The organism is Streptomyces sp. NBC_01224, from assembly GCF_036002945.1.
GTDB lineage: Bacteria > Actinomycetota > Actinomycetes > Streptomycetales > Streptomycetaceae > Streptomyces.
Genome location: NZ_CP108529.1, coordinates 3,820,660 through 3,840,966, shown reverse-complemented (window position 1 = coordinate 3,840,966; position 20,307 = coordinate 3,820,660). Strand labels below are relative to the sequence as shown.

Here is a 20,307-nt window from a genome sequence, read left to right as displayed (position 1 = left end):
CCGGGACGACCCGTACAGGGCAAGGTCATGCCCGCACATCCCCACAAACGTACGCATGTCCCAGAGGAGCAAGAGCAGTGCTGAACGGGTTCAAGGACTTCATCCTGCGCGGAAACGTCATCTCCATGGCCATCGGGCTGGCCGTCGGAGCCGCGTTCACCGCGGTCGTCACCGGATTCAGCACCGCCTTCATCACCCCGCTGATCGGCCTCGCAACCGGTTCCGTCGGAGACTTCAGCGCGGCGGAGTTCTCGATCGAGGGCGCCATCTTCCCGTACGGGAAGTTCCTCGCCGCCGCCATCGCCTTCCTGATCACCGCGGCGGTGCTCTACTTCTGCGTCGTCGTCCCCATGACGAAGGTCCAGAACCGCTTCTCCAAGGCGGACGAGAAGGTCGACATCAAGGCCGCCGTGCGCGACTGCCCCCGCTGCTACACCGAGATCCCGGCCATCGCCTCCCGCTGCGCCCACTGCACCAGCGAGATCAAGCCGGACCCCGAGGCCCTCGCACTCGCCGGCCTCCCCGCCCAGCGCTGAGCCGCCCGACGCCGACCGGCACACGTGGATCCCTCCACCCGTACGGCCCAGGGCCTGATCCGGCCGCCAATGCCGGACAGGCCCTGTTCCCGTGGCCGCGCGCACAAGGGAACTAGCTCTCCTCGCCTGGCGTTGACCAGTACGGGAGGCTCCACTGGGGGAGTGGAGACCACCAAGCAAAGGGTTCCCCTGCCGCACCACTTGGAGGGCGTACCGTGCACCGCCGGCACAATGGGCTGAGAACCGCCGTACTCCTCGGGGGCCTGTCCGCACTCATCATCGTCATCGGAAGCTTCTTCGGACGTACAGGCCTGATCGTCGCGCTCCTCGTAGCCATCGGCACCAACGCCTACGCGTACTGGAACAGCGACAAGCTGGCGCTCAGGGCCATGCGCGCCCGCCCCGTCAGCGAATTCGAGGCGCCACAGCTCTACCGCATGGTCCGCGAGCTCTCAACAGCAGCCCGCCAGCCCATGCCCCGGCTCTACATCTCCCCGACACAGGCGCCCAACGCCTTCGCCACCGGCCGCAATCCACGCAACGCGGCGGTCTGTTGCACCGAGGGCATCCTGCAGATTCTGGACGAGCGAGAGCTGCGCGGAGTCCTTGGCCACGAGCTGAGCCATGTCTACAACCGCGACATCCTGATCTCGTCCGTCGCCGGGGCGCTCGCCTCCGTCGTCATGTTCCTGGTCAACTTCGCCTGGCTGATCCCGGTGGGCCGGTCCGACGACGACGAGGGCCCCGGCATCCTCGGCATGCTGCTGATCATGATCCTCGGCCCGCTGGCCGCCTCCGTCATCCAACTGGCCGTAAGCCGCTCCCGCGAATACGAGGCGGATGCCTCGGGCGCCCAGCTGACCGGCGACCCACTGGCCCTCGCCAGCGCCCTGCGGAAGCTCGAAGCCGGTACGAAACAGCTCCCTCTGCCCCCCGAGCCGAGGATCGAGACCGCGAGCCACATGATGATCGCGAATCCCTTCCGCCCCGGCCAGGGCATCTCCAAGATGTTCTCGACACACCCGCCGATGGCGGAGCGCATCGCACGCCTGGAGCAGATGGCAGGTCATCGTCCGTGAGGACGATCCGTGCGGACGCCGCCAGTGGAAGTCGGAGAAGAGCAGGCCGAAGAGAATCCACAGAGGAATACCGGGCACAACGAGCACGGCGATCGCCAGCCCGGTCAGGCAGCCGCACCCCGTCAGCCGGTTGCTGATTCTCCCGTACTCATCGTCGCTCCCACGCCGTCATTGAAGCGCGTCCCCTGCCAGGGGACGACGACAGCTGCCAGGATCTGTCCGACAGATGCTCATGGGGCCCGACGCGTCTGCACGGCAGCAGATGTGTGCGCCCCAGGCGCGTCGGCGGTTGTTGATGTCGACGCCTTGATCGGCGGGAGGGCGGCGGCAGGGCATGCGGGTGACAATGACGAGCGCTGCGGCGCGGGCCGGCCACGCGAACGAGGACTTCACTGGCGCCCTACCGACGGCAGCGGTGCTGATCGACGGCGCCGGCATCTCCGGTACCGAATCGATCTGCCGGCACGGCGTGGCCTGGTACGCCGGCCGCCTGGGAGGCAGCCTCCTCAGCCTCCTGTCACTCGTGCGGGACCGCGGTCTTTCGGCGCTGCTCGCCGAGGCCATCAAGCAGGCGACGGACGATCACCGGGGCACCTGCGACGTCGCCGACCCCATCAGTCCGTCGGCGACCGTAGCCATCCTGCGCCTGTACGACGGCCTCATTGAGTACTTGGTGCTCGGTGACTCGGTCCTCGTGCTCGACAGAGCAGACGGTGGGCCGCTCGTCGTCTCCGATCCCCGGGAGTTGATCATCAGTCGGCCGTACCGGTCCGCGCTCGAGGCCGCCACCGAGGGGACCGATGAGTACCACCGAGTCCTCCGAGACCTGCGTGCCAACCGGAACCGGCCGGGCGGCTTCTGGGTGGCCAAGGACGACCCGCGGGCGGCAGACGAGGCGATCACCGGAAGCCGTCCGATCTCCGAGCTGACCGGTGCCGTCCTGCTCAGCAATGGAGCCAGCCGCATCGTGGACCGGTTCCGGCTCGCCGACTGGCCAGAGGTCATGACCGTCTTGGCATCGAGCGGACCCGCCGAAATCATCCATCGTGTCCGGCAGGCGGAGGCGCGCCACGCGGTGACGGCGGACGATGCGACGATCGCGTACTGTACCGACCTCGGCGAGGCCTGACCGCCGCCGACGGAGTGCGCCCGGCTGTCCGGCGTGGTACCGCCTACTGCCGTCGGCGCCCCTGGGGGCAGCGATGGACGGCCTGGGGCCTGGCCGGTAATCGGGGTCGTCCGTGGCGGGATCACCACACTGACCTAGCGGGCTCCGAACGCTTCATCGGTCGTGACCACCTCTCGGCCCAGCGGCATGAGCGAGATGGGGATCATCTTCAGGTTTGCCCAGCCGAAGGGGATTCCGATGATCGACACGAACAGCGGGATGCTCGTGATCAGGTGCCCCAGTGCGAGCCACCACCCGGCGAAGATGAGCCAGATCACGTTACCGACGCATGAGGGCGCACCCGCGTCGGGCCGCTCCACGGTGGTCCGCCCGAATGGCCACAACACATAGCCGGCGATCCTCAGCGAGGCTATGCCGAACGGGATCGTCACGATCAGGATGAAGCAGATGATCGCGGCGAGCAGGTAGCCAAGGGCCATCCAGAACCCACAGAACACCACCCACAAGACGTTCAGGATCAGCTGTACGAGCTTCATGATCACTAGCCTTCCGCAAGTTTCGCCTGTCAGGGCTGTTCAAAGCCAGTATCGGTCCCGGAACCGAAGAGGGCTCGCCTGACTGTCAGTGCCGTCGTCCACCATGAACCCATGAACGACACCGAGCAGTTGCTGGCAGCCGCGGAGAAGACCGCACGCACCACCCCGCGCTGGGACAGGTACCCCCTTCCGGCACCCCTGACCGCCGAGGGCGTCGCGCGTGCCGAAGCCGCCCTCGGCTTTGCCCTGCCGCCGCTGCTCACCGCCCTGTACACCCGGATCGCCAACGGCGGCTTCGGGCCGGAGTACGGTCTGATGCCGCTGATCGGCGACCGGGCTCCGGACGGGGAGGAGTCCGTCGTCGCGCAGTATCTCGCCCACCGTCGGAGAGCAACCGAGGAGGGCGAGTGGCCGTGGCCGGAGGGCGTGCTGCCGATATGCAGCCTGGGCTGCGGGATGTTCTCCTGCGTGGACTGCCGCAGCGAACACACCACGGTGCTGCTCTTCGAGCCGAACGCCGACGAGCCGGAGCACGCCTGGTACGTGGACCAGCCCGACCTCGCACAATGGCTGCGCAGCTGGCTGGACGGCACTGCGTGGTACTCCGAGGAGTCCGAGGACGAAGGGGCCGACATGGCACCCTGGCCGGATTTCAGCGCCCGCGCATGACCCATGGACAGGCGGGTGCGGCCCGTTCGCAGACCGCGCACTGCAACCACCCGACCGGCAGGAACGTCTTGGATTCCAAGACCGAGTGACGGGTAGGTTCGCACGCATGAGCATCATTGGCTGGATCATTCTCGGACTGCTTGCCGGCGCCATCGCCAAGGTCCTGCTCCCGGGCCGCGACCCGGGCGGCCTGGTCGGCACCACCCTCATAGGGATCATCGGTGCCTTCCTCGGCGGCTGGATATCGTCGCGCTTCCTCGACCGGCCGATCTCCAACGACTTCTACGACACGGCCACTTGGGTCGCGGCCGTCGGCGGTTCGCTGGTCCTGCTGATCCTCTACCGGCTGCTCTTCGGGAACTCCCGCGAACGCCGCTGACGCCCGTCAGCGGATGGGGTGCCCAACCCGGTCTCGCGCAGGGTCAGATTGAGCCGGCCACGGCTCATCCCCGTCGCAGGATCGGCCGTCCCCGGACGGACCTTCGGTACGCCGTGGAACGCGAAGCGTGAAGGCCCGCCGAAGACGAACAGGTCACCGGAGGCCAACTCCACATCCGTGTAGGGCTTTCCACGGTTCTCCGTGTTCCCGAAGCGGAAGACACAGGTGTCGCCGATGCTGAGTGACACCACCGGAGCGCCGGACCGTTCCTCCTTGTCCTGGTGCATGCCCATCCGCGCCGCGCCGTCGTAGAAGTTGATGAGGGCGGCGTCCGGCGCGTACATCCGGGCCGCCGGGCTCTCGTCCCCGTACGCCTCGGCCAGCGCTTCCCGTCCCAACTCCGCCAGCCAGTCGGGGAAGTCGGCAACCCGCGCACCGTTCACATCGTCGGCCGTGCGCGAATACCGGTACGGCTGCCAGTGCCACCCCAGACAGACCGTCTGTACGGACATCACCCCGCCACCCGGCACCACCGTGTGCCGCAAGGGCACAGGCCCGCGCGCCCATTCCCGGCAGGCCGCCACCAACTCCCGTCGGCGCTCCGGCGGAAGCCAATCGGGCACATGCACGGCCCCCGGCGCGACGACGGCCCGCGGCCTCGGAAAGAGCCCGGACATGTCAGCGCACCGCCAAGGCGCCCTCTAGCCCCAGAAGCTGTTCCTTGCGCTCCAGGCCACCCGCGTACCCCCGCAAGGCGCCGTCCGCGCCGATCACCCGATGGCATGGCCGTACGACCAGCAGGGGATTGCGCCCGATCGCCGTACCCACGGCCCGCACGCCGGCCCCGGGCGTACCGATCCGTTCGGCGATCTGCCCGTACGACACGGTCTCCCCGTACGGGACAGTGTCCAGCGCCGCCCAGACCCGGCGCTGGAAGGCGGTGCCCAGGCCGTCCGCGTACACGATGTCGAAGTGGGTCAGCCGCCCCTCGAAGTACTCCCGCAGCTGTGCGGCGATACCCGCGAAGGCTTCCGGCGCGTGGATCCACCCGTCCTGGACGACTGCGGCGCCCTTCTGGCCGGGCAGCGAGAGTGAGGCGAGCGCGACTTCGCCGGCCGTGCCGGTGGCCTCCTCGCCGACCAGCAGCAGCTCACCCAGCGGGCTGTCGACCGTTGCGTACATGGTCATGACTGGTCCCTCTCCTTGCCCGGCAAGCCGGAAATCGACAGGATCGTCGTCCGGCATGGACAAGTCTGCGTCCCCCGCTCCGCCGCGACCGGCGGTATTCGGACATCGCATCCCGGGTGCGGGGCGGAGCGGCGCATCCGGCTCCGCGCCACCCCGCGCCCGGAAGGCACACGGCCTGCCGGAGACCTACCGGTAGTTCACGAACTGCACGGCGAAGTCGAAGTCCTGGCCCTTCAGCAGCGCCTGCACGGCCTGCAGATCGTCCCGGCTCTTCGAGCTGACCCGCAGCTCATCGCCCTGGACCTGCGCCTTGACGCCCTTCGGGCCCTCATCGCGAATGATCTTCGCCACCTTCTTGGCGTTCTCCTGGGAGATGCCCTCCTCGATCGTGGCGAAGATCTTGTACTCCTTGCCGGACAGCTGCGGCTCGCCCGCGTCCAGAGACTTCAGCGAGATGCCACGCTTGATCAGCTTGGACTGGAAGATGTCGAGGATCGCCTTGACCCGCTCCTCGCCGTTCGCCTCCATCAGGATCTTCTCGCCGGACCAGGAGATCGAGGCGCCGGTGCCCTTGAAGTCGTAACGCTGCGAGATTTCCTTGGCGGCCTGGTTGAGGGCGTTGTCGACCTCCTGCCGCTCGACCTTCGAGACGATGTCGAAACTGGAGTCGGCCATGACGTGTGGCTCCTTGTATCGGGGGTGCTGGGAAACGGGGTGCATACGGGCGGCTGCGGGCCTGCCGACCCCGCGCCGCCGATCAAAGCCTAGCCACCCACGCCCGATCGGGCCGCTGATCAATCCAGTGGCGTAGCACCCCCGGGCATCGGGTATCGTTTACGTCGTTGCCACGGAGCACCGCCGAAATGCGGTTCTCACGGCAGCAATCCCCGGCGGTGTGCCCGAGTGGCCAAAGGGAGCAGACTGTAAATCTGCCGGCTCAGCCTACCCAGGTTCGAACCCTGGCGCCGCCACATAGCAAGGCCCCTGTCCCAGGACAGGGGCCTTCTTTGTTTCTGCTGCGAGGGGTCGTGAAGAGGCTCGTGAACATGGAATCTGTGCTGGTCAGCGCCTGTCTGCACGGCGTGCCCTGCCGCTTCGACGGCCGCGGCAAGGCCTCCGCCGCAGTGACTGAGGCCATCGGGGACCGCCACCCCGTCGCCTTCTGTCCCGAGGTCGCGGCCGGACTGCCCACCCCGCGCCGCCCCGCCGAGATCGTCGGCGGCGACGGCCACGACGTGCTGGACGGTCGCGCCCGCGTCGTCGACGACACCGGGCACGACGTGACGGAGGAGTTCGTGGACGGCGCCCGGCGGGCGCTGGAGGCCGCGCGCAGGGCCGGGTGCACCGAGGCGCTGCTGATGGCGCGCAGCCCTTCCTGCGGGCGTGGCACGGTCTATGACGGTACGTTCACGGGCGAGTTCCGCGAGGGCGACGGCGTCACCGCCGCCCTGCTGGAGCGCCACGGCATCACGGTCCGCCCGGCGCCGGGCGGCTGAACCGTGGCGGCGGGCCGCCGCCACGGACCGGCCGTGCAGTCGTCGGAAAGCCGAACCAACGGCTCAGTTCCCCGCCACGTCCTTCACGGCGACCGACACTGGCATGTTCCCCGAGATGAGTTCCAGGGTCAGCCCCGCCGTCGCCGGGGTCTCCAGCAGCTCCAGCAGCGCCGCCGCCACATCGTCGCGCGGCACCGGTCCGCGGCCGGTCGAGGCGGTCAGGAGGACCATCCCCGTGCCCGCGTCGTTCGTCAGCATTCCGGGGCGCAGGATCGTCCAGTCGAGTGCGGTCCTGGAGCGCACGTACGCGTCCGCCGCGCCCTTCGCCCGCAGGTAGGCGTCGAAGACCTCGTCGCCCGGGTGGTCGGGGTCGGCGCCCATCGACGAGACCACTACATAACGCCGTACGCCTGCCCGTTCCGCCGCGTCCGCGAACAGCACCGCCGCGCCGCGATCCACCGTCTCCTTGCGTTCCGAGCCGCTGTTCGGGCCCGCACCGGCCGCGAAGACCGCTGCGTCGGCGCCACGCAGCACCTCCGCCACCTCCTCGACGGAGGCCGATTCGAGATCCAGGACGACCGGCTCGGCGCCTGCGGCCCGGAGGTCCTCGCTCTGTTGCGGATTCCGGATGACGCCTACGGCCTCGTCCCCGCGCGCGGCGAGCAGTCGCTCCAGCCGCAGCGCGATCTGACCATGTCCACCTGCGATGACAATGCGCATGGTCACGACCGTACGCCGCAGCGGGCCCACGCGCTCAGGGCCCGCCGCAGGGACCGGAATCCGGCCGGGCCTGGCGGGGCAGACCGAGGGCGACGACGGTCTCCGAGTCGCAGTACTCGCGCACCGCACTCGTCCGCGTCACGACCCGGCCGCGATGCACCACGACCCGGCTGTAGGCGAGCGACAGCACGCCCGAGAGCTGCTCCCCGCGTACGGCGAGCAGCTCGGCCGGGAAGCCGGCCTCGACCCTGACCTCGGGCAGCCCCATCGCCTTCCTCGCGACCGAGGAGACCGCCTCGTACGCCTCGTCGGCCCGCATCCCGCTCTGCGAGGCCAGCAGGTAGGCGGCCTCCAGCGGATCCCCGCGGCCCACAGGGTTTGCGACGTCCCGCAGCGCTCCGCTGCCCGCCGCGACCCGTACTCCGGCCGCCCGCAGCAGTCGTACGGGGGCGGTGCCCCGGCCTTCCACCCCGCAGCAGCCGCCCTGGGGAAGGCAGATCACCGTCACTTCGGCCGCGGCGAGCTGGTCGGCGGCGCGGGCCGCTGCCTGAGGAGGAAGCCGCGCGAGGCCGACGCACGGGCCGATGGAGACACCGGGCCGCAGCCCGCCCGCCATGGCGGCCAGTCGGCCGAGCCGGGCCGGATCGTCACCGTCCGTGTGCAGATCGACGGGGCAGCCCTGTTCGGCGGCGATCTCCAGGACGGCTTCCGCGTAGCCCGCCGGATCCGGGTCGAGGTCGGGGCAGCCGCCGACCGCGCCGGCCCCCATCTTCACGGCGTCACGCAGCATGGCCAGGTTGTCGGCGCCCGCGACGCCGGTGAGCAGGCGGGGTACGGCGACGGGGGTCAGCTCGGCGAGTCCGCGCAGCGAGCGGCGTGCCTGCAGTACGGCTTCGAGGGAGGTGAGGCCCTGGACGTCCCCGATCCGCACGTGTGTGCGCAGTGCGGTGGCGCCGTGGCCGAGCTGCAGCAGGGAGGCCTCGGTGGCGCGGCGCTGGATGTCCTCCCGGCGGTGCGACACGGGTCCCGGACTGTCGGGGCCCGCACCGTGCGCGGTGAGCGCGGTGTCGCTGTGGGCGTGGGGCTCGGCGGGGGCGGGGAGCAGCAGGTAGCCGCGCAGGTCCACCCGCGGGCCCGGTGCGGTCAGGCTGCCCGCGGTGCCGACGGCCTCGATGCGGCTGCCGCCGAGCCGTACGTCCACGATGCGGCCGTCGGTGAGACGGGCGCCGCAGAGCACCAGGGTGCCGGTCTCGGCGGTGGCGGCGGTGTCGGGGCTGCTGGTCGCGTCGGCGTCGTCGTCCGGCCGTCGCGGCTGGCTGTCGGGCATCGCGCTCCTGGGAAGGGGTACAAGATCACGCAGAGTGAGTCGAGCCTAGGGGTGTGTTCGGTCCGGTTCGAGGAGGAGCGAAATAGTCGTACCGGTGTGGCCCTGAGGGGTATCCGGGGCACGGGTGTACGGCTGGGGCCGCGGTGGCTCAACCGGTGGCCGAGGCGCTGTTGAAGCAGCTGGTGGGCGGGCCGGAAGGCCGCCGGTCTGGGGATCGGCGGGGTCTCGATCAAGGGCGCAGGTCGGGGCTTCGAAACGGATTTGGGCGATCGGCGACCGACCGTGTAATGTCTTCATCGCTCGCCCCAATAGCTCAGTCGGTAGAGCGTCTCCATGGTAAGGAGAAGGTCTGCGGTTCGATTCCGCATTGGGGCTCTGGTGATCGGGAAACCCCGCTTCGGCGGGGGGACTCGTCATCAAAGCGGTGTAGCTCAGTCGGTAGAGCAAGCGGCTCATAATCGCTGTGTCACCGGTTCAAGTCCGGTCACCGCTACTTACGGTAGCCGATTGTGGGGTCGGTCCTTCGATCGGCTACTCTTTTTTGCGTTCATCCGTCCATCCGTCCGTCCAAGGAGCACTCACGTGGCTGCCACCGACGTCCGCCCGAAGATCACGCTGGCCTGCGTGGAGTGCAAGGAGCGGAACTACATCACCAAGAAGAACCGGCGTAACAACCCGGACCGTCTTGAGATGAAGAAGCACTGCCCGCGCTGCAACTCTCACACTGCGCACCGCGAAACGCGCTGAAACAGGCTCGTACACGAGGCCGTCCCCACTGGGGGCGGCCTCGTGTCGTTGTATGGGGGCTGTCCTTCGGCCTTTTCAACTTTCATCAGGAGGTAGCGAGCTCATGGCGCTCGACCAGTCCTTCGTGGGGCGGATCTATCCGCCCACCCCGCCGTACGAGGTCGGCCGGGAGAAGATTCGCGAGTTCGCCGAGGCGGTGGGCGACACGAATCCGGTGTACGTCGACCCCGAGGCCGCCAAGGCGCTCGGCCACAGCGATGTGATCGCGCCGCCGACGTTCGTCTTCTCGATCACCTTCAAGGCCGCGGGACAGGTGGTGCAGGACCCGCAGCTGGGCCTGGATTACAGCCGCGTGGTGCACGGGGACCAGAAGTTCGCCTATGTGCGCCCCGTGCGGGCGGGGGACCGGCTGACGGTCACCTCGACGATCGAGGGCATCAAGTCCCTGGCGGGCAACGACGTCCTGGATATCCGTGGCGAGGTCCACGACGAATCCGGTGAGCACGTCGTGACCGCGTGGACGAAGCTGGTGGCGCGCGCCGCCGAGGAGGCGTGATGACGGCGAAGGTTGCTTACGAGTCGGTCGAGGTCGGTACGGAGCTGCCGGCGCAGTCCTTCCCGGTGAGCCGGGCGACGCTGGTGCAGTACGCAGGCGCTTCCGGTGACTTCAACCCGATCCACTGGAACGAGAAGTTCGCCCGCGAGGTCGGACTGCCGGATGTGATCGCGCACGGCATGTTCACCATGGCCGAGGCGATCCGGGTGGTCACGGACTGGGTCGGCGACCCGGGCGCGGTCATCGAGTACGGAGTGCGGTTCACCAAGCCGGTTGTCGTGCCGAACGACGACAAGGGCGCCCTGATCGAGGTCAGCGCCAAGGTGGCCGCCCTGCTGGACGACAAGCAGGTGCGGGTGGACCTGACGGCCATGAGCGAGGGCAAGAAGGTGCTGGGCATGTCCCGTGCGGTGGTGCGGCTCGGCTGAAGCCGTTGAGTGCGGCGTAAGGGGCACCGTCCATAGGGCGGTGCCCCTTACGTGTTTCTTGCACCTGCCCCTCCCGGCGTACCGGTTGACGAAGTTAGTGATTGACTACTAACTTAGTGGCATGGCAAGGATGAGTGCGGAAGAGCGGCGCGAGAGCGTCATTCGTGCGGCGATCACCGAGTTCGCCCGAGGCGGCTACGCCGCCACCTCCACCGAGGCGATCGCCAAGCGCGTCGGCGTCTCGCAGCCGTACCTGTTCCGCCTCTTCCCCAACAAGCAGGCCATGTTCCTCGCCGCCGCCGACCGCTGTCTCGCGGACACCCGGAAGGTCTTCTCCGATGCGGCCGAAGGGCTTGAGGGCGAAGAGGCGCTGCATGCCATGGCCACTGCGTATCAGCGTCTGATCGTCGACGATCCGGACAAGCTGCTCATGCAGATGCAGATGTACGCGGCCGTCGCGGCGGCCGAGGCCTCGGGGGATCACGAGTTCGGCGAGTCGGCTCGCGCCGGCTGGCTGCAGATGTGGGACGAGATCCATCCCGTGCTCGGCGCCGAGGTCAATGAGACGACGACGTTCCTCGCGTACGCCATGCTCGTCAACACGCTGACCTCGCTCGGCTTCCCGGCCGGTCACAGGGTCTGGTCGGGGTTCTATGACTCGGCCAGGCCGATCGCCTGAACAGTGCGACCCGGGTTCTGTCCGGTTTTCTGCCCAGAGAAGTTAGTCATTGATAACTAACCCCCAGGGGGAGCAGTGAACCAGCACACGGCAGGTCGCTCAGGAGCGGTCTGGGCCCTTGTCATCACCAGCGTCGCCGGATTCATGGCGGCCCTCGACAACCTCGTCGTCACCACCGCCCTGCCCTCCATCCGCAAGAGCCTCGGCGGCGAACTGGCGGAGCTCGAATGGACGGTGAACGCGTACACCCTCACCTTCGCCGTGCTGCTGATGCTCGGGGCAGCCCTCGGCGACCGGTTCGGCCGGCGTCGGCTCTTCCTCGCCGGGCTCACCGTCTTCACAGGTGCCTCCGCCGCGGCAGCACTCTCGCCCGGGATCAACGAACTGATCGCCTTCCGAGCCGTCCAGGGCGTGGGCGCCGCGATCATGATGCCGCTGACGCTCACGCTGCTCACGGCCGCCGTGCCGCCCGCACGCCGCGGTGCCGCGCTCGGCATCTTCGGCGCCGTCACCGGACTGGCCGTGGCCAGCGGACCGCTGATCGGCGGCAGCCTCACCGAGCACCTGTCCTGGCAGTGGATCTTCTGGCTGAACGTCCCGATCGGTCTGGTCCTGCTGCCGCTGGCGCGGCTGCGCCTGGCGGAGTCGCACGCGCCGGACTCGCGGCTCGACATACCCGGCACGCTCCTGGTCAGCGCCGGACTCTTCGGCATCGTCTACGGCTTGGTCAACGCCAACTCCGACGGCTGGACCAGCCCCACCGTCCTCACGGCCCTGTTCGCCGGCGCCGCGCTCATCGGCGGATTCATCCACCACGGCTTCCACGCGAAGAACCCGATGCTGCCCATGCGGCTCTTCCGCAGCCGTGCGTTCTTCGGGATCAACATGGCCGGCCTGCTGATGTTCCTCGGGATGTTCGGGTCGATCTTCCTGCTCAGCCAGTACTTCCAGGGCGTGCTGGGCTACTCGCCCACCGAGGCCGGTCTGCGGATGCTGCCCTGGACCGGAATGCCGATGCTGGTCGCGCCCGTCGCGGGGATGCTCTCCGACCGCTTCGGCGGTCGGCCCGTGGTGGTGGCCGGGCTCGTGCTCCAGGCGGTCGGCCTCGCCTTCTTCGCGATGGCTCTCGGCCCCGATGCCTCGTACGCCTCGCAACTGCCCGGTCTGATCGTCGGCGGCGTCGGCATGGCCCTGTACTTCGCGCCCGCCGCCAGCCTCGTGATGTCCAGCGTCCGCCCCGCCGAGCAGGGCATCGCCTCGGGCGCCAACAACGCCCTGCGTGAGGTCGGCGGATCCCTCGGGGTCGCCGTGCTCGCCACCGTCTTCTCCTCGCAGGGCGGTTACGACTCCGCGCAGTCCTTCACGGACGGGACCGTTCCGGCGGTGTGGATCGGCGCCGGTGCGGTGGCGCTGGCCGCCCTGGTCGCCCTGCTGATCCCCGGCCGCCGCAGTGCGGCCGCCCCAGGGCCCGAGGCAGCCGAGGAGCGCATCCTGACCGCAGCCTGAGCCACGGCTGCGCGTGTACGGTCCGTGGCCCCGCCCGAGCGGCGGGGCCACGGACCGTACTCTTGTCCCCGTGCAGGAACTCCACGACGCCCCCCTCGCCCCCCTGACCACCTTCCGGCTCGGCGGCCCCGCCGCCCGCCTTCTCACGGCGACGACCGACGCCGAGGTGATCGAAGCCGTGCGGGAGGCCGACGAGAGCGGCACCCCGCTCCTCGTCATCGGCGGCGGCAGCAACCTGGTCATCGGCGACAAGGGCTTCGACGGCACCGCCCTGCGCATCGCGACCGAGGGCTTCGCCCTGGACGGTACGACGCTGGAACTGGCCGCCGGGGAGGTCTGGACGGACGCCGTCGCCCGCACCGTCGAAGCCGGTCTCGCAGGCATCGAGTGCCTGGCCGGAATTCCGGGCTCCGCGGGGGCGACGCCGATCCAGAACGTGGGCGCCTACGGCCAGGAGGTGTCCTCCACCATCACGGAGGTCGTCGCCTACGACCGGTACACCCGCGAAACAGTCACCATCCCGAACGCCGAGTGCGCATTCTCGTACCGGCACAGTCGCTTCAAGGCAGAACCCGACCGCTTCGTGGTGCTGCGTGTCCGCTTCGAGCTGGAAGAGGCGGGCGGTCTGTCCGCGCCCCTGAAGTACCCCGAGACGGCCCGCGCCATGGGCGTCGAACAGGGCGAGCGCGTGCCCGCCGCGGCCGCCCGCGAAACCGTGCTCAGGCTCCGCGCCGGCAAGGGCATGGTGCTGGACCCGGAGGACCACGACTCCTGGTCGGCCGGTTCCTTCTTCACCAACCCGATCCTGGAGGAGGCGGAGTACGAGGCGTTCCTCGCCCGCGCCAAGGACCGGCTGGGCCCCGAGGTGACGCCACCCGCCTTCCCCGCGGACGGGGGACGCACCAAGACCTCCGCGGCCTGGCTCATCGACAAGGCCGGTTTCACCAAGGGATACGGCACGGGACCGGCCCGTATCTCCACCAAGCACACCCTCGCGCTCACCAACCGCGGCGGCGCGACCACCGAGGATCTCCTCGCGCTCGCCCGTGAGGTCGTCGCCGGGGTCCACGAGGCATTCGGCGTCACGCTCGTCAACGAACCCGTGACGGTCGGCGTGAGCCTGTAGCAGGCGCGCCGCTCAGTACGCCACGCCCACGCCCTGCTTCACCGCCGCCGGATCGTCGATCAGCGCCAGCATCGCGTGCGCCACGTCGGCCCGCGAGATGGACCGGCCGCTGCGTGGGTTGCTGCCGTAGACCGTGCGGTACGTCCCCGTCAGCGGCCCGTTGGTGAGCTTCGGCGGCCGTACGGACGTCCAGTCCGTCGCGCTGCGGGCCAGTGCGGCCTCCATCAGCGTCAGGTCCGCGTAGACCTCCTTGAGGATCGCCCCGATCGCCTTCAGCATCATCCGGTCCAGCAGCGGGTCGTCCGCGGGCTTCGGTGCGACCGGGGCCGCGCTGACCACCAGCAGCCGCCGGGTCCCCTCGGCCTCCATCGCCCGCAGCACCGACCGGGTGAGCCGCTCGGCGATCCCGTCGGCCTTCCGGCCGCGCGAGCCGAGACCGGAAAGCACCGCGTCCCGGCCCGCGACCGCCTCGCGCAGCGCCTCCGGGTCGTCGATGCGCGCCGCCGTGTGGACCTGTACGGCGGAGAGCGGGACGGGCAGTCGAGCCGGATCGCGGACCACCGCCGTCACTTCATGGCCCGCCGCCACCGCCTGGCGGACGATTTCCCGACCGACGCCGCCTGTCGCACCGAACACCGTGATCCTCATTGCGCACCCTCCCAGGGGTGAGTAAGTATTCACTCACCTCTAGAGTGAGCGGATACTCACCACCTCGTCAAGCTTCATTGGAGTGCACATGGAGCAGAAGCCGGCCCGCGTCCGCATCATCGACGCCGCCCATCAGCTGATGCTCACCATCGGCCTGGCCCGTGCCACCACCAAGGAGATCGCCAGAGCCGCAGGCTGCTCGGAGGCCGCGCTCTACAAGCACTTCCCCAGCAAGGAAGAGTTGTTCGTGGCCGTGCTCAAAGAGCGGCTGCCCAGGCTCAGCCCGCTGCTGAAGCGGCTCATCGCGACCCCTGGAGTGGGGGAGCGCACCGTTGAGCAGAACCTCACCGAGATCGCCCGCCAGGCCGCCCTCTTCTACGAACAGAGCTTCCCGATCGCCGCCTCGCTGTACGCCGAGCCCAGGCTCAAAGAACGCCACAACGCGGCGATGAGGGAGCTGGGCACCGGCCCGCACATGCCCATCCGCGGCCTGGACGCGTATCTGCGCTCCGAGCAGGCCGCCGGGCGGGTGCGGGCCGACGTGGACACCTATGCGGCCGCGTCGCTGCTCCTGGGGGCCTGCGCGCAGCGGGCGTTCGCCTACGAGGCCACGGAGGGCGGGGGGCCGCCGCAGTCCCTCGACGCGTTCGCCGCGTCCGTGGCCAGGACGCTCATACAGGGCGTCGGGGCGTAGGCCGGGCCCGTCCGGCGGCCGGGGGAGAACAATCCCGGACCAGGTTCCTGGCCCGCCGGCTTCGACAGCCAGTCATCGATGCCCGCCAGGAGCTCCGTCCGTACCGCGGCCGGAGCCGCGGAGCCCCGCACCGACTGCCGGGCCAGTTCCGCCAGCTCCTCGTCCGTGAACGCGTGGTGGTGCCGTACGAGGTCGTACTGTGCGGCCAGCCGCGAGCCGAAGAGCAGCGGATCGTCCGCGCCCAGCGCCATCGGCACCCCGGCCTCGAACAAAGTGCGCAGGGGTACGTCTGCGGGCTTCTCATAGACGCCCAGTGCCACGTTCGACGCCGGGCACACCTCGCAGGTCACTCCCCGCTCCGCCAGCCTGCGCAACAGCCGGGGATCCTCGGCGGCCCGTACGCCGTGCCCGATCCGGGCCGCGTCGAGATCGTCCAGACAGTCCCGCACGCTCGAAGGGCCGGCCAGCTCGCCGCCGTGCGGGGCCGCCAGCAGACCGCCGTCGCGGGCGATGGCGAAGGCCCGGTCGAAGTCCCGGGCCATCCCGCGCCGCTCGTCGTTGGAGAGCCCGAATCCGACCACGCCCCGGTCCGCGTACCGCACCGCGAGCCGCGCCAGGGTCCGGGCGTCCAGCGGGTGCTTCATCCGGTTCGCCGCGATCACCACCCGGATCGGCAGACCGGTCTCGCGCGACGCGCTGTCCACCGCGTCCAGGATGATCTCGATCGCCGGGATCAGCCCGCCGAGAAGCGGGGCGTACGAGGTCGGGTCGACCTGGATCTCCAGCCAGCCGGAGCCGTCCGCGACATCCTCCTGGGCCGTCTCGCGCACGAGCCGCCGGATGTCCTCGGGGGTCCTCAGACAGGACCGGGCGATGTCGTAGAGCCGCTGGAAGCGGAACCACCCGCGCTCGTCCGTGGCCCGCAGCCTGGGCGGCTCGCCGCCGGTCAGGGCCTCCGGCAGATGCACGCCGTACTTGTCGGCGAGTTCGAGCAGGGTCGTGGGCCGCATCGACCCGGTGAAATGCAGGTGCAGGTGGGCCTTGGGCAACAGCCGGACGTCACGATCCATGTCCGATCACCTTCTGTAGCTGCTACGCTCCGCACTGTGCCGAAAGGCATCGGGCAGGGCTTGTCCGTCACGAGGCCGATCATCAGGCCGAATGAGAAGCCCCCTGTTGTTGGGGGAGGAGTCACTCGAAGATCCTGCCGCAAGGATCTCGGCCCAGGCAGCCGGATTCATCGAACGAGCGCTTGCCTGAACGCATAAGCGGGCTCCCGGCTCGGCCGGGAGCCCGCTTATGTGCAACACGGAACGTCAGGCCTTGGCCTCGCCCAGCAGCTTCTGGAGCCGCGAGACGCCCTCGACGAGGTCGTCGTCGCCCAGGGCGTACGAGAGCCGCAGGTAGCCCGGCGTGCCGAAGGCCTCGCCCGGTACGACCGCGACCTCGGCCTCGTCCAGGATCAGCGCCGCCAGCTCGACCGAGGTGGCCGGGCGCTTGCCGCGGATCTCCTTGCCGAGCAGCTCCTTGACCGAGGGGTACGCGTAGAACGCGCCCTCGGGCTCCGGGCACAGCACGCCGTCGATCTCGTTGAGCATCCGGACGATGGTCTGCCGGCGCCGGTCGAACGCGGTCCGCATCTCGGCGACCGCGTCCAGGTCCCCGGAGACGGCGGCCAGCGCGGCGACCTGGGCGACGTTGGAGACGTTGGACGTGGCGTGCGACTGCAGGTTGGTCGCGGCCTTGACCACGTCCTTCGGGCCGATGAGCCAGCCCACCCGCCAGCCGGTCATCGCGTACGTCTTGGCGACGCCGTTGACCACGATGCACTTGTCGCGCAGCGCGGGAACGAGTGCCGGCAGCGAGGTGAACTTCGCGTCGCCGTAGACCAGGTGCTCGTAGATCTCGTCGGTGAGCACCCACAGGCCGTGCTCGACGGCCCACTCGCCGATCGCCTTGGCGTCGGCCTCGCTGTACACCGCACCGGTCGGGTTCGACGGGGAGACGAACAGGACGACCTTCGTACGCTCGGTGCGCGCGGCCTCCAGCTGCTCGACGGAGACCCGGTAACCGGTCGTCTCGTCGGCCACGACCTCCACCGGGACACCGCCGGCGAGACGGATGGACTCGGGGTAGGTGGTCCAGTACGGAGCCGGGACGATGACCTCGTCGCCCGGGTCGAGGATCGCGGCGAACGCCTGGTAGATGGCCTGCTTGCCGCCGTTGGTCACCAGGATCCGGGAGGCGTCGACCTCGTAGCCGGAGTCGCGCAGCGTCTTCTCCGCGATGGCGGCCTTGAGCTCCGGGAGCCCTCCCGCCGGGGTGTAACGGTGGTACTTCGGGTTGCGGCAGGCCTCGACCGCGGCCTCGACGATGTAGCCGGGGGTCGGGAAGTCGGGCTCACCGGCACCGAAGCCGATCACCGGACGGCCGGCGGCCTTGAGGGCCTTGGCCTTGGCGTCGACGGCGAGGGTGGCGGACTCGGAGATTGCACCGATGCGGGCGGAGACCCGGCGCTCGGAGGGAGAAGTTGCAGCGCTCATGGCCCCCATGGTCCCAGACCGCAATCCCTGTCGGCACAGGGGTTTCAGGGACCGGACAGGACTCGGACAGCATGTGGACAACATGCGACCAGGAGTTGTCGGGAGCTATCTGTTCGACGCCGGGCCGCTGAACACGTACACTCACCTGTCGTTGGCCTTCACCAGCCGCACCGTTCCTGCACCCGGAGCATCGGGGAAGATGCGGTAGGTTGGTGGAAACCACAAAGGGTCGTAGCTCAATTGGTAGAGCACTGGTCTCCAAAACCAGCGGTTGGGGGTTCAAGTCCCTCCGGCCCTGCTACACACTCCTTCGCCAGGATGTGTGCGCATGTACGTACTTCAATGCACCGCCGTGCGGCTCCACCGGGCGCGGCACGGCCATGACCCGGAATCAGGTGAGAAGCGTGACGGACGCCGTGGGCTCCATCGACATGCCTGATGCCGAGGATGAAGTGCCCGAGTCGAAGAAGAAGGCCCGGAAGGGCGGCAAGCGCGGCAAGAAGGGTCCTCTGGGCCGCCTCGCGCTGTTCTACCGCCAGATCGTCGCCGAGTTGCGCAAGGTTGTCTGGCCGACTCGTAATCAGCTGACGACATACACCTCAGTGGTGATTGTCTTCGTCGTCGTCATGATTGGTCTGGTGACCGTGATTGACTTCGGATTCCAGCGGGTCATCAAGTACGTCTTCGGCTGATCCCGCGGAGGGCGCCTCATGGGCGCCCCTTTCGCATGTTCCACCCATTTGTATCCAGGAAGAAGCAGCCACCGTGTCTGACCCGAACCTGAACGACGCCGTCGAGCCGACGGCGGGCGCCTTCGAGTCCGCCGAGGACGAGCTCGACATCGTCGAGGGGGCGGACGCCGAGGAGCCGGACCAGGCCGAAGCTGCCGACGCCGCCGCAGGTGAGCCCGCCGAGCAGGCCGCCCTGCACACCGAGGACGACGACGAGGCCGCGGAGGCCGACGCCGGTTCCGAGAACGACGACGAGCCCGCCGAGGGCGACGCCGGTTCCGAGAACGACGACGAGCCCGCCGAGGACGACGACGAGGAAGCCGGGGAAGAGGCCGAGCCGGCCGCCCCCGTCGACGCCGTCACCGCCCTGCGCGAGGAGCTGCGCGGCCTTCCCGGCGAGTGGTACGTCATCCACACGTACGCCGGTTACGAGAAGCGCGTGAAGGCCAACCTGGAGCAGCGCGCCGTCTCGCTCAACGTCGAGGAGTTCATCTACCAGGCCGAAGTGCCCGAGGAAGAGATCGTCCAGATCAAGAACGGCGAGCGCAAGAACGTCCGCCAGAACAAGCTCCCGGGCTATGTCCTGGTGCGCATGGACCTGACGAACGAGTCCTGGGGCGTCGTCCGTAACACCCCCGGCGTCACCGGCTTCGTGGGCAACGCCTACGACCCGTACCCGCTGACCCTGGACGAGATCGTCAAGATGCTCGCCCCGGAGGCCGAGGAGAAGGCCGCCCGCGAGGCCGCCGAGGCCGAGGGCAAGCCGGTTCCGTCCCGCAAGGTCGAGGTGCAGGTGCTCGACTTCGAGGTGGGCGACTCGGTCACCGTCACCGACGGCCCGTTCGCGACGCTGCAGGCGACGATCAACGAGATCAACGCGGACTCGAAGAAGGTCAAGGGTCTCGTCGAGATCTTCGGCCGCGAGACGCCGGTCGAGCTCAGCTTCGACCAGATCCAGAAGAACTAGCGGCTTCCCGCCAGTTTCTGGACACATGCCTACCCAGCAGGTCAGACCGGCTTCACAGCCGGTCTGACCTGCTCGGTTTTTGGTCGCGCAGCTATACCCGTTATCGTTGTGCGGTATGCCTCCATCCGGATGACCGGACGGCGGCGAAAAACTCTCACTAGGACCCGGAGAGAGCAATGCCTCCCAAGAAGAAGAAGGTCACGGGGCTTATCAAGCTCCAGATCAACGCCGGTGCGGCCAACCCGGCCCCGCCGGTCGGCCCCGCGCTCGGCCAGCACGGCGTCAACATCATGGAATTCTGCAAGGCCTACAACGCCGCGACCGAGTCGCAGCGTGGCATGGTCGTGCCGGTGGAGATCACGGTCTACGAAGACCGTTCCTTCACCTTCGTCACCAAGACTCCGCCGGCCGCGAAGCTGATCCTCAAGGCCGCGGGCGTGGAGAAGGGCTCCGGCGAGCCGCACAAGACCAAGGTCGCCAAGCTGACGGCTGCCCAGGTCCGTGAGATCGCCACGACGAAGCTCCCCGACCTGAACGCCAACGACCTCGACGCCGCGTCGAAGATCATCGCTGGCACCGCCCGTTCGATGGGCATCACGGTCGAAGGCTGATTCAGCCCCTCA

At 69.0% G+C, this 20,307-nt stretch carries 24 protein-coding genes, 4 tRNA genes and 1 pseudogene; 20 read left to right on the top strand and 9 right to left on the bottom strand.

Features of this window, described 5'->3' with window-relative positions:
* Positions 1 to 77 precede the first annotated feature (77 nt).
* From mscL to OG609_RS16720, 3 genes are all read left to right on the top strand, one after another.
* Positions 78 to 536 carry a large conductance mechanosensitive channel protein MscL gene (gene mscL / locus OG609_RS16730; RefSeq protein WP_327273543.1) on the top strand — a complete coding sequence of 153 codons (459 nt, stop codon included), beginning with the start codon at positions 78 to 80 and terminating at the stop codon, positions 534 to 536.
* 215 nt (positions 537 to 751) lie between these two features.
* Positions 752 to 1,615, top strand: a complete 864-nt coding sequence (gene htpX, locus OG609_RS16725) for a zinc metalloprotease HtpX (RefSeq protein ID WP_327273542.1) — start codon at positions 752 to 754, stop codon at positions 1,613 to 1,615.
* A 334-nt stretch (positions 1,616 to 1,949) separates the two neighbouring features.
* Positions 1,950 to 2,744 carry an integrase gene (locus tag OG609_RS16720; RefSeq protein ID WP_327273541.1) on the top strand — a complete coding sequence of 265 codons (795 nt, stop codon included), beginning with the start codon at positions 1,950 to 1,952 and terminating at the stop codon, positions 2,742 to 2,744.
* Between the two features lie 134 nt (positions 2,745 to 2,878).
* On the opposite strand, the gene OG609_RS16715 is transcribed toward OG609_RS16720, so the two are convergent.
* Complete coding sequence (locus OG609_RS16715) at positions 2,879 to 3,280, bottom strand: YccF domain-containing protein (protein ID WP_327273540.1); 402 nt, start codon at positions 3,278 to 3,280, stop codon at positions 2,879 to 2,881.
* A gap of 111 nt (positions 3,281 to 3,391) precedes the next feature.
* Between OG609_RS16715 and OG609_RS16710 the strand changes: the two genes are divergently transcribed.
* Complete coding sequence (locus OG609_RS16710; protein WP_327273539.1) at positions 3,392 to 3,949, top strand: SMI1/KNR4 family protein; 558 nt, start codon at positions 3,392 to 3,394, stop codon at positions 3,947 to 3,949.
* Positions 3,950 to 4,055: 106 nt separating this feature from the next.
* Positions 4,056 to 4,328: a GlsB/YeaQ/YmgE family stress response membrane protein gene (locus tag OG609_RS16705; protein ID WP_327273538.1), complete on the top strand. Its 273-nt coding sequence runs from the start codon at positions 4,056 to 4,058 to the stop codon at positions 4,326 to 4,328.
* Here OG609_RS16705 and OG609_RS16700 read toward each other — a convergent pair.
* The 3 genes from OG609_RS16700 to OG609_RS16690 all read right to left on the bottom strand — a co-directional run bounded on the left by OG609_RS16700 (position 4,289) and on the right by OG609_RS16690 (position 6,191).
* The gene (locus OG609_RS16700; RefSeq protein WP_327273537.1) at positions 4,289 to 5,005 is read right to left on the bottom strand and encodes an alpha-ketoglutarate-dependent dioxygenase AlkB family protein; all 717 of its coding nucleotides are present in this window, start codon (positions 5,003 to 5,005) and stop codon (positions 4,289 to 4,291) included. The genes OG609_RS16705 and OG609_RS16700 overlap by 40 nt on opposite strands.
* Before the next feature lies 1 nt (position 5,006).
* Positions 5,007 to 5,516, bottom strand: a complete 510-nt coding sequence (locus tag OG609_RS16695; RefSeq protein WP_327273536.1) for a methylated-DNA--[protein]-cysteine S-methyltransferase — start codon at positions 5,514 to 5,516, stop codon at positions 5,007 to 5,009.
* Between the two features lie 186 nt (positions 5,517 to 5,702).
* On the bottom strand, positions 5,703 to 6,191 hold the full coding sequence (locus tag OG609_RS16690; RefSeq protein ID WP_030926258.1) for a YajQ family cyclic di-GMP-binding protein: 489 nt from the start codon (positions 6,189 to 6,191) through the stop codon (positions 5,703 to 5,705).
* 214 nt (positions 6,192 to 6,405) lie between these two features.
* Here OG609_RS16690 and OG609_RS16685 point away from each other — a divergent pair.
* Both OG609_RS16685 and OG609_RS16680 read left to right on the top strand, forming a co-directional pair.
* A tRNA-Tyr gene (locus OG609_RS16685) sits at positions 6,406 to 6,487 on the top strand.
* A 75-nt stretch (positions 6,488 to 6,562) separates the two neighbouring features.
* Positions 6,563 to 7,012, top strand: a complete 450-nt coding sequence (locus OG609_RS16680; protein WP_327273535.1) for a DUF523 domain-containing protein — start codon at positions 6,563 to 6,565, stop codon at positions 7,010 to 7,012.
* A gap of 63 nt (positions 7,013 to 7,075) precedes the next feature.
* Here the strand turns inward: OG609_RS16680 and OG609_RS16675 are convergent, their stop codons facing one another.
* Both OG609_RS16675 and OG609_RS16670 read right to left on the bottom strand, forming a co-directional pair.
* A complete protein-coding gene (locus OG609_RS16675) occupies positions 7,076 to 7,732 on the bottom strand; it encodes an SDR family oxidoreductase (RefSeq protein ID WP_327273534.1) in 657 nt (218 codons plus the stop codon).
* 34 nt (positions 7,733 to 7,766) lie between these two features.
* Complete coding sequence (locus OG609_RS16670) at positions 7,767 to 9,059, bottom strand: amidohydrolase family protein (RefSeq protein ID WP_327273533.1); 1,293 nt, start codon at positions 9,057 to 9,059, stop codon at positions 7,767 to 7,769.
* Between the two features lie 302 nt (positions 9,060 to 9,361).
* Here OG609_RS16670 and OG609_RS16665 point away from each other — a divergent pair.
* The 8 genes from OG609_RS16665 to OG609_RS16630 all read left to right on the top strand — a co-directional run bounded on the left by OG609_RS16665 (position 9,362) and on the right by OG609_RS16630 (position 14,101).
* A tRNA-Thr gene (locus OG609_RS16665) sits at positions 9,362 to 9,434 on the top strand.
* A gap of 45 nt (positions 9,435 to 9,479) precedes the next feature.
* Positions 9,480 to 9,552: transfer RNA gene (locus OG609_RS16660), tRNA-Met, on the top strand.
* Between the two features lie 89 nt (positions 9,553 to 9,641).
* On the top strand, positions 9,642 to 9,806 hold the full coding sequence (rpmG, locus tag OG609_RS16655) for a 50S ribosomal protein L33 (protein WP_003956487.1): 165 nt from the start codon (positions 9,642 to 9,644) through the stop codon (positions 9,804 to 9,806).
* A gap of 103 nt (positions 9,807 to 9,909) precedes the next feature.
* Positions 9,910 to 10,362, top strand: coding sequence for a MaoC family dehydratase N-terminal domain-containing protein (locus OG609_RS16650; RefSeq protein ID WP_093897220.1), 453 nt, complete (start codon positions 9,910 to 9,912; stop codon positions 10,360 to 10,362).
* On the top strand, positions 10,362 to 10,790 hold the full coding sequence (locus tag OG609_RS16645) for a MaoC family dehydratase (protein WP_327273532.1): 429 nt from the start codon (positions 10,362 to 10,364) through the stop codon (positions 10,788 to 10,790). Before OG609_RS16650 ends, OG609_RS16645 begins: the two co-directional genes overlap by 1 nt.
* A gap of 130 nt (positions 10,791 to 10,920) precedes the next feature.
* Positions 10,921 to 11,469, top strand: a complete 549-nt coding sequence (locus OG609_RS16640; RefSeq protein WP_327278077.1) for a TetR/AcrR family transcriptional regulator — start codon at positions 10,921 to 10,923, stop codon at positions 11,467 to 11,469.
* Between the two features lie 75 nt (positions 11,470 to 11,544).
* Positions 11,545 to 12,975, top strand: a complete 1,431-nt coding sequence (locus tag OG609_RS16635) for a DHA2 family efflux MFS transporter permease subunit (RefSeq protein WP_327273531.1) — start codon at positions 11,545 to 11,547, stop codon at positions 12,973 to 12,975.
* A gap of 70 nt (positions 12,976 to 13,045) precedes the next feature.
* Positions 13,046 to 14,101, top strand: coding sequence for a UDP-N-acetylmuramate dehydrogenase (locus OG609_RS16630; RefSeq protein WP_327273530.1), 1,056 nt, complete (start codon positions 13,046 to 13,048; stop codon positions 14,099 to 14,101).
* Positions 14,102 to 14,113: 12 nt separating this feature from the next.
* On the opposite strand, the gene OG609_RS16625 is transcribed toward OG609_RS16630, so the two are convergent.
* A complete protein-coding gene (locus OG609_RS16625) occupies positions 14,114 to 14,749 on the bottom strand; it encodes an NAD(P)-dependent oxidoreductase (RefSeq protein WP_327273529.1) in 636 nt (211 codons plus the stop codon).
* An 88-nt stretch (positions 14,750 to 14,837) separates the two neighbouring features.
* Between OG609_RS16625 and OG609_RS16620 the strand changes: the two genes are divergently transcribed.
* Complete coding sequence (locus tag OG609_RS16620) at positions 14,838 to 15,443, top strand: TetR/AcrR family transcriptional regulator (RefSeq protein ID WP_327273528.1); 606 nt, start codon at positions 14,838 to 14,840, stop codon at positions 15,441 to 15,443.
* Between the two features lie 62 nt (positions 15,444 to 15,505).
* On the opposite strand, the pseudogene OG609_RS16615 reads toward OG609_RS16620, so the two are convergent.
* Positions 15,506 to 16,513, bottom strand: a pseudogene (locus OG609_RS16615) (adenosine deaminase); the annotation flags it as partial.
* A 246-nt stretch (positions 16,514 to 16,759) separates the two neighbouring features.
* On the bottom strand, positions 16,760 to 17,986 hold the full coding sequence (locus OG609_RS16610) for a pyridoxal phosphate-dependent aminotransferase (protein WP_327273527.1): 1,227 nt from the start codon (positions 17,984 to 17,986) through the stop codon (positions 16,760 to 16,762).
* A 225-nt stretch (positions 17,987 to 18,211) separates the two neighbouring features.
* On the opposite strand from OG609_RS16610, the gene OG609_RS16605 reads away from it, so the two are divergent.
* The 4 genes from OG609_RS16605 (at position 18,212) to rplK (ending at position 20,295) form a co-directional block, all read left to right on the top strand.
* Positions 18,212 to 18,284 (top strand) — tRNA-Trp (locus OG609_RS16605).
* Between the two features lie 106 nt (positions 18,285 to 18,390).
* The gene (gene secE / locus OG609_RS16600) at positions 18,391 to 18,678 is read left to right on the top strand and encodes a preprotein translocase subunit SecE (protein ID WP_327273526.1); all 288 of its coding nucleotides are present in this window, start codon (positions 18,391 to 18,393) and stop codon (positions 18,676 to 18,678) included.
* A 73-nt stretch (positions 18,679 to 18,751) separates the two neighbouring features.
* The gene (gene nusG, locus OG609_RS16595; RefSeq protein ID WP_327273525.1) at positions 18,752 to 19,684 is read left to right on the top strand and encodes a transcription termination/antitermination protein NusG; all 933 of its coding nucleotides are present in this window, start codon (positions 18,752 to 18,754) and stop codon (positions 19,682 to 19,684) included.
* A gap of 176 nt (positions 19,685 to 19,860) precedes the next feature.
* Positions 19,861 to 20,295 carry a 50S ribosomal protein L11 gene (gene rplK, locus OG609_RS16590; protein WP_006126872.1) on the top strand — a complete coding sequence of 145 codons (435 nt, stop codon included), beginning with the start codon at positions 19,861 to 19,863 and terminating at the stop codon, positions 20,293 to 20,295.
* The last annotated feature ends 12 nt before the right edge of the window (positions 20,296 to 20,307 follow it).